6 protein-coding genes are annotated in these 6,989 nt (G+C 69.2%); 2 read left to right on the top strand and 4 right to left on the bottom strand.

The annotated features are described in order from the left end of the window. Nucleotides 1–42 precede the first annotated feature (42 nt). The gene (locus C665_RS06965) at nucleotides 43–942 is read right to left on the bottom strand and encodes a DMT family transporter (protein ID WP_004303794.1); all 900 of its coding nucleotides are present in this window, start codon (nucleotides 940–942) and stop codon (nucleotides 43–45) included. Nucleotides 943–1,336: 394 nt separating this feature from the next. On the opposite strand from C665_RS06965, the gene C665_RS06960 reads away from it, so the two are divergent. Together C665_RS06960 and C665_RS06955 are read left to right on the top strand one after the other, a co-directional pair. After that, nucleotides 1,337–1,852 carry an AmiS/UreI family transporter gene (locus C665_RS06960; protein ID WP_004303793.1) on the top strand — a complete coding sequence of 172 codons (516 nt, stop codon included), beginning with the start codon at nucleotides 1,337–1,339 and terminating at the stop codon, nucleotides 1,850–1,852. Nucleotides 1,853–2,138: 286 nt separating this feature from the next. After that, complete coding sequence (locus C665_RS06955; protein WP_040828719.1) at nucleotides 2,139–3,638, top strand: nucleobase:cation symporter-2 family protein; 1,500 nt, start codon at nucleotides 2,139–2,141, stop codon at nucleotides 3,636–3,638. A 92-nt stretch (nucleotides 3,639–3,730) separates the two neighbouring features. On the opposite strand, the gene C665_RS06950 is transcribed toward C665_RS06955, so the two are convergent. The 3 genes from C665_RS06950 to C665_RS06940 all read right to left on the bottom strand — a co-directional run bounded on the left by C665_RS06950 (nucleotide 3,731) and on the right by C665_RS06940 (nucleotide 6,974). After that, nucleotides 3,731–5,047 (bottom strand): amidohydrolase, encoded by a 1,317-nt coding sequence (locus C665_RS06950; protein ID WP_004303791.1) that lies wholly within the window; start codon nucleotides 5,045–5,047, stop codon nucleotides 3,731–3,733. 125 nt (nucleotides 5,048–5,172) lie between these two features. Then, nucleotides 5,173–6,465 carry a TRAP transporter large permease gene (locus C665_RS06945; protein ID WP_004303790.1) on the bottom strand — a complete coding sequence of 431 codons (1,293 nt, stop codon included), beginning with the start codon at nucleotides 6,463–6,465 and terminating at the stop codon, nucleotides 5,173–5,175. Further along, nucleotides 6,462–6,974, bottom strand: a complete 513-nt coding sequence (locus C665_RS06940) for a TRAP transporter small permease (protein ID WP_004303787.1) — start codon at nucleotides 6,972–6,974, stop codon at nucleotides 6,462–6,464. The genes C665_RS06945 and C665_RS06940 overlap by 4 nt, the downstream gene beginning before the upstream one ends. Nucleotides 6,975–6,989 lie beyond the last annotated feature (15 nt).

Here is a 6,989-nt window from a genome sequence, read left to right as displayed (position 1 = left end):
CGCGTGGTCGCGATCGGCGCCTGAGCGCGGCGCGCCCGCCGCTCAGCGCGGCGACGCGCGCCTGGCCTGGCGCAGCGACCACAGGCTCGTCAGCGCCAGCGCGCCGACGATCAGCGCCATGCCGGCGAATTCCATCGCGGTGGGGCGCTCGCCGAGCTCGATCCAGCCCGCGAGCGCACCCACCATCGGGATGCCGAGCGCGGACAGCCCCGCCACGCCGGCGGACAGCCTCTGCAGCACGAACAGCCACAGCAGCCAGGCCAGCCCGGTGGCGAACACCGCGTTGAACACCAGCGCGCCCCAGAAGTAAGGCGTCGGGTCGATCGGCCGCGAGGGGTGGAGCAGCGCCAGCACGCACAGCGCGACCGCGCCGAACAGCATCTGCCAGGCGGTGAGCGAGAGCAGGTCGAAGTCGTGCGCGCGGCGCATGCGCTTGGCCTGCACCGAGGCCGCCGCCCAGGTCACCCCGCCGGCGACCGCGAGCAGGTTGCTGAAGGCGCTGCCGCCCATCGCCCAGGGCTCGAGCACCAGCACCAGGCCGCAGCCGGCGATCGCATTGGCCACCCACTGCATGCCGCGCACGCGCTCGCCGAGGACGAACCAGGCCATCGGCACCACCCAGAACGGCATCGTATACACCAGCACCGCGGTCTTGCCCGCGCCGCCGGCCACCAGCGCCCACTGGATCAGCGCCGTGAAGGCGCCGGTCTGCAGCACGCCGAGCAGCGCCACCTCGCGCACCTGCTGCAGCCCCAGCGGGCGACGCAGTGCGATCAGCACCACGAAGAGCGTGGCGGCGCCGAGCGCGGTGCGGATCGCCGAGAAGTCGAAGGGATCGACGTACTGGATGACCTGCTTCATGACCACCCAGTTGTAGCCCCAGATCAGCGACAGGAGCGCGAGCGCGGACAGCGCCAGGCGCGGCGAGCCGGATGCGGACATCGGACCTCCAAAAGGAAAATGCCGCGGCGCCCCGGAAGGGAGCCGCGGCCGAAGGGATCCGCCGGGGAGACGGCGGCGAGCAACAGTGCGGGACGGATTATGCGCCAGCGCCGCCGGGGGTGTCATATCGCATCGGTGATGTAGCCCATCCGCGGGGAGCGGGCGATCGGCACGCGGCGTCGCGCGACGGGGACGCGCGACGTGCATCGCTCCTACGGATGCCTGCGGAGCCGCAAGGGTTTTCGCAGGGGCGACGCACGTCGCGATCATGCGCGGGAAGCGGCGCGGCGCAACGTGTGCGCGCCCTGATGCGCGGCATCAGCCTGCCGCACTGCGCGCGCGCGTCTCGGCCACCTACACTGCGCGGCCCCATCGTACGTTCCTGGAAAACCTCATGCTGCTCGGCCTGTCCCTGTTCTACGTCGGCGCGGTCCTGATCCTCAACGGCCTGTGGATGCTCGGCCGCATCAGCGAGCGCGAGATCACCATCATCAACCTCTGCACCGGCGGACTCACCCTGCTGGTGTGCCTGCGCCTGGCCCTCGGCGCCGACGCCGACGCGGCGTCGATCCGCGCCGCGGCCTTCTCGCTGCTGTTCTCCTTCACCTACCTGTGGGTGGCCTGGAACCGCCTCACCGGCGCCGACGGGCGCGGGCTGGGCTGGTTCAGCCTGTTCGTGGCGATCACCGCGCTGCCGATCGCGGCCGACACCCTGCGCACCGCCGACAGCACCTGGGACTGGTGGCTCGGCCTGTCGTGGGCGGCGTGGGCGGTGCTGTGGCTGATGTTCTTCCTGCTGCTGGCCCTGCACAGACCGATCGCGCGCGCGACCGCGTGGATGGCGATCGTCCAGGGCATGGGCACCGCCTGGCTGCCCGGCTACCTGCTGCTGACCGGCGCACTGTACTGAATGCGCGCCGCCCGCGGATGCCGCTGCGAGCCCTTCACGCCACGTGATGCTGCACCGCAAAAATATAAAATTTTATATTCGAGGTATTCGCCAGACTCGCTCCCGCCGCGAAGGCGAATCCCTAGACTCCGGTTCAAGTCGGCAGCAGACCCTGGCCGCGCCCTCCGCCCCTCCCCGACGGCAGAGGGCGCACCACCACCCCGACCCCTGCACGGCGCCGCGATGACCCGGGACCACCCGGGCGGGACGGCGCGGAAGAGACACACAAAACATGAAGGAGACGAACATGTCCGACCTCGCACTGCAAGGCGGAAGCGACCCGGTCCATCCGGTCGACGAGAAACTGCCCGGCGGGCGGCTCGCCGCGTTGGGCATGCAGCACGTGCTGGTGATGTATGCCGGCGCGGTCGCGGTGCCCCTGATCGTGGGGCGCGCGCTCGGCTTCGGCCCCGAGCAGGTCGCCCTGCTCATCTCCGCCGACCTGTTCTGCTGCGGCCTGGTGACGCTGATCCAGTCGCTCGGCTTCGGCAAGTACTTCGGCATCAAGCTGCCGGTGATGATGGGCGTGACCTTCGCCGCGGTGGGGCCGATGGTGGCGATGGCCAACGTGCAGGGCGGCCCCGAGGGCGCGCGGGCGATCTTCGGCGCGATCATCGGCGCGGGCATCCTGTCGATCTTCATCGCCCCCTTCATGAGCCGGCTGCTGCGCTTCTTCCCGCCGGTGGTGACCGGCACCATCATCGCGATCATCGGCATCAGCCTGATGCGGGTGGGTGTGGGCTGGGCGCTGGGCGGGCCGGCCCACCTCGCGCAGGGCGTGGATGTGCCCAAGCTGGTGCAGATGGTCGACGGCGCCAAGGCCAGGGCCGCCGAGGCGGGCGTGGAGCTCGCCAAGCTGCCCGGCCCCATCCCGATGGTGGACAACGCGAGCTACGGCGCGCTCGACACCATGGCGGTGGCTGCCTTCGTCTTGGTGGTGATCCTGCTGCTGGTGCGCTACGGACGCGGCTTCGTGGCCAACATCGCGGTGCTGCTGGGCATCGTGGTGGGCTGCGTGGTGGCCGTGGTGATGGGCAAGATGCATTTCGACAAGGTCGCCAAGGCCGACTGGTTCGACGTGGTGACCCCCTTCGCCTTCGGCATGCCGACCTTCGACCCGGTGATGGTGCTGACCATGACCCTGGTGATGATCGTGGTGATGATCGAGTCGGTAGGCATGTTCCTCGCGCTCGGCGAGATCACCGACAAGCGCATCAGCCGCAGCGAGCTCGCCGCCGGCCTGCGCACCGACGGTCTCGGCACGCTGATCGGCGGCCTCTTCAACACCTTCCCCTACACCAGCTTCTCGCAGAACGTGGGCCTGGTGGGCGTGACCGGCGTGAAGAGCCGTTGGGTGTGCGTGGCTGCCGGCGTGATCATGATCGTGCTCGGCATGCTGCCCAAGATGGCGGCGCTGGTGGAGTCGGTGCCGACCTTCGTGCTCGGCGGCGCGGGCCTGGTGATGTTCGGCATGGTGGCGGCGACCGGCATCCGCATCCTCGCCAACGTCGATTTCCGCGCCAACCGCAACAACCTCTACATCGTCGCGCTGTCGATCGGCTTCGGCCTGGTGCCGCTGGTGGCGCCGCGCTGGATGCAGCACATGGCGCACAGCCTGCACCCGCTGCTCGAGTCGGGCATCCTGCTGACGGCGATCTCGGCGGTGGTGCTGAACCTGTACTTCAACGGCGGCCGTGAGGACCGCGCCGGGGCGATCGAGGCGGCGAAGGCGGCCGAGGCGCACTGAGCGAGAGGCCGCTGCCCAACACGGCGCACGCAGCATGAAGAACGGGGGCCGCTGGCCCCCGTTTGCGTTGCAGCGGACGACGCGAAGGCCGCTCAGGGCTTTGCCAGGAACTCGAGCGTCATCGCCGCCATCGCCTTCGCACCGGCCGGCATCGCCGCCTCGTCGAAGTCGAAGGCCGGGTTGTGGTTGGGCGCCGCGGTGGCCGGGGTCTTACCTTCGGGTGCGGCGCCCAGGATGATGTACAGGCCGGGCACCACCTTCTGGAACTCGGAGAAGTCCTCCGAGGCCATCAGGCGCGAGGTCTGCATCGCCTTGCCGCCGCTCACCTTCTTCAGCACCGGGGCCAGCATCTCGGTCAGCGCCTCGGGGTTGGTCGTCACCGGATAGGCGGACGGCCCGAAGCTGACCTCGGCGGTGGCGCCGCTGGCGGCCGCGATCGACTCCGCGGTGCGCGTGATGCGCTCCTTGGCGTCGGCGCGCATGGCCTCGTCGAAGGCGCGCAGCGTGCCCACCATCTCCACCGCCTCGGGGACGATGTTCTCGCGGTTGCCGCCGTTGATCTGGCCGATCGACAGCACCGCCGGCTCCTTGCTGATGTTGAGCTGGCGGCTGACGATGGTCTGCAGCGCGGTTACCACCTGCGCCGACACCACGATCGGATCGACACCGTTCCACGGGAAGCCGCCGTGGGTCTGCTTGCCCTTGATCTTGATGCGCACGGTGTCGCCGCTGGCGAACTGCGGGCCGCTGCGGTAGCCGATCATGCCCGAGGGCATGTTGGGGATGATGTGCAGCGCGAAGGCGACGTCGGGGCGCGGGTTGTCGAGCGCGCCCTCCTCCACCATGGCCTTGGCGCCCCAGCTCTTGCCGGCTACCGGCGCCGACGAGAGGCCTTCTTCAGAGGGCTGGAAGACGAACTTGACCGTGCCCGGGATCTGCTCGCGCATGCCGGCCAGCACCTCGGCCACCGCCATCAGCATCGCGGTGTGGCCGTCGTGGCCGCAGGCGTGCATGACCGGCGACTCGACGCCCATGTTCATCTGCTTGACCTGCGACGCGAAGGGCAGCCCGGTGACCTCGGCCACCGGCAGCGCGTCCATGTCGGCGCGCAGCGCGACGACCTTGCCCGGCTTCCCGCCCTGGAGCAGGCCGACCACGCCGTGGCCGCCCACGCCGGTGCGCACCTCCATGCCGAGCTTGCGCAGGTGCTCGGCGACCAGCGCCGCAGTGCGCACCTCCTGGCCGGACAGTTCGGGGTGCTGGTGGATGTCGCGCCGCCACTCGACCATGCGCGGCTGGATGGCGTCGAAGCGGGTGGCGAGCGCCTGCAGGGTGGCGTCGTCGAGCGCCTGGGCGGAGGCGGCAGCGCCCTGGCCGAGCAGGGCAAGGGCCGCGGCGAGGCGCAGCATCGTGAATGTTCGCCTGGATGTTTTCATTTTGGATTCTCTCTGAGCAAGGGGTGGGGAAGGCCGGCCACGATCACGCGCAGCGGGCGCGGCCGACCTGGAAAGCGTCGGTCGCGCCCGCTTTCAAACTATTTCATGAACGCCACCAGCGCCAGCGAGATCGACGGGAAGATCACCAGCAGCGCCAGCCGCACCAGGTCGATCGCGATGAAGGGCGTGAGGCCGCGGAAGATCGCGCCGAGCCGCACGTGGGGCAGCGTGGCCTTGAGCACGAACACGTTCATGCCGATCGGCGGCGTGATCAGCGCGATCTCGGTCACGACGACGACGATGATGCCGAACCACACCAGGTCGAAGCCGTGGGCGAGCAGGATGGGCACGAACAGGGGCACGCAGATCAGGATGATGGCCAGCGAATCCATCACGCAGCCCAGCAGCAGGAACACGACCAGGATCGCGACGATGGTGCCCCAGGGACCGAGGCCCGCCTGGTTGAAGAGCTCGAGGATGCCCTCGCCCAGGCCCGAGAACGAGATCAGCTTGGCGAACAGCAGCGCACCGAACAGCACCGAATACAGCATCACCGAGGTGGTCGCGGTCTCGATGAAGATATGGCGGAAGTCCTGCCAGCTCATGCGCCCCTGCACCATCGAGAGGATCAGCGCCAGGCCCGCACCCATGCCCGCCGCCTCGGTTGCAGTGAAGAGCTTGCCGTAGAGGCCGCCGATGATGAGCACGAAGAGCAGCGTGAAGGGCCACACCCCGCGCAGCGCGTGCAGCTTCTCGGCCATCGTGGTGCGCTCGCCGCGCGGCGCATCCTGCGGGCTGATGCGGGCGACCGCATAGATCACCAGGAGGTACATCAGCAGCCCGAGCAGCCCGGGGACCACGCCAGCGACGAACAGGTGGCCGATGTTGGTCTGGGTCAGGATGCCGTAGATCATCAGGATGATCGAGGGCGGGATGAGAATGCCGAGCGTGCCGCCGGCGGCGATGGTGGCCGAGGCGAGCGCGTCGGAATAGCCGTAGCGCTTCATGCTCGGGTAGGCGACCTTCGACATCGTGGCCGCGGTCGCCAGGCTGGAGCCGCACACCGCGCTGAAGCCGGCACAGGTGACCATGGTCGACAGCGCGAGCCCGCCTCGCACCGGCCCGAGGAAGGCGTTGGCAGCGCGGAAGAGGTCATCCGAAATCCCGGTACGGGCGAGGATGTTGCCCATCAGGATGAACATCGGCACCACGGCCAGCTCGTAGGAGAACACCGCCTCCGAGATCGTCATCGGCACCAGCGAACGCGCGACGTCCCAGCCCATGACCACACCGATGCCGCCGAGCGACACCGACAGCAGCGCGAAGGCGAGCGGCACGCGCAGGAATGCCAGCACCAGCACGGCCAGCAGGGAAAGAAGTCCGACGGTCATTTGGCACGCTCCTGGGTGGCGTGGGACTGGACGGTGACGGGATGCGAGGGCGGCGCGGCGAAACAGCCCAGCAACGCGGCCAGGGCCGACAGCAGCGAGGTGAAGGCGATGAAGCCATACATGCCGCCGCGCGGGATCGACAGCGACTGGCTGATCTCCTGGATCTTGCCGGCCTCGATGGCCGAGTTCAGGAACTCGTAGGCGATCAGCAGCAGCACCAGCGCCACCAGCGCCGACACCAGCCGGTGCCACCACACCCAGCCCGGGCGTAGCAGCCACTTGTCGAACAGATCGACGGTGAGGTGGCCGCGCGCGGCGGTAAGCAGCGGCAGGCCGCAGAACACCATGATCGCCATCAGATGCTCGGTGGCGTCGTGCGCGCCGTAGAGCGGCGCGCCGAACAGGCGGCGGCCGATGACGTCGATGAAGGTCAGCAGCACCATGCCCGCCAGGGTCAGGATGAGCAGCGCCTCGACGCCCTTGCGGATGCGGGACAGATACGCGTCCATGTGTCTCTCCATGTG

Origin of the sequence: Thauera aminoaromatica S2 (genome assembly GCF_000310185.1) — a bacterium.
GTDB lineage: Bacteria > Pseudomonadota > Gammaproteobacteria > Burkholderiales > Rhodocyclaceae > Thauera > Thauera aminoaromatica.
The sequence above is the reverse complement of the archived record's forward strand: the minus strand, read 5'-3'. Positions and strand labels throughout refer to the sequence as shown.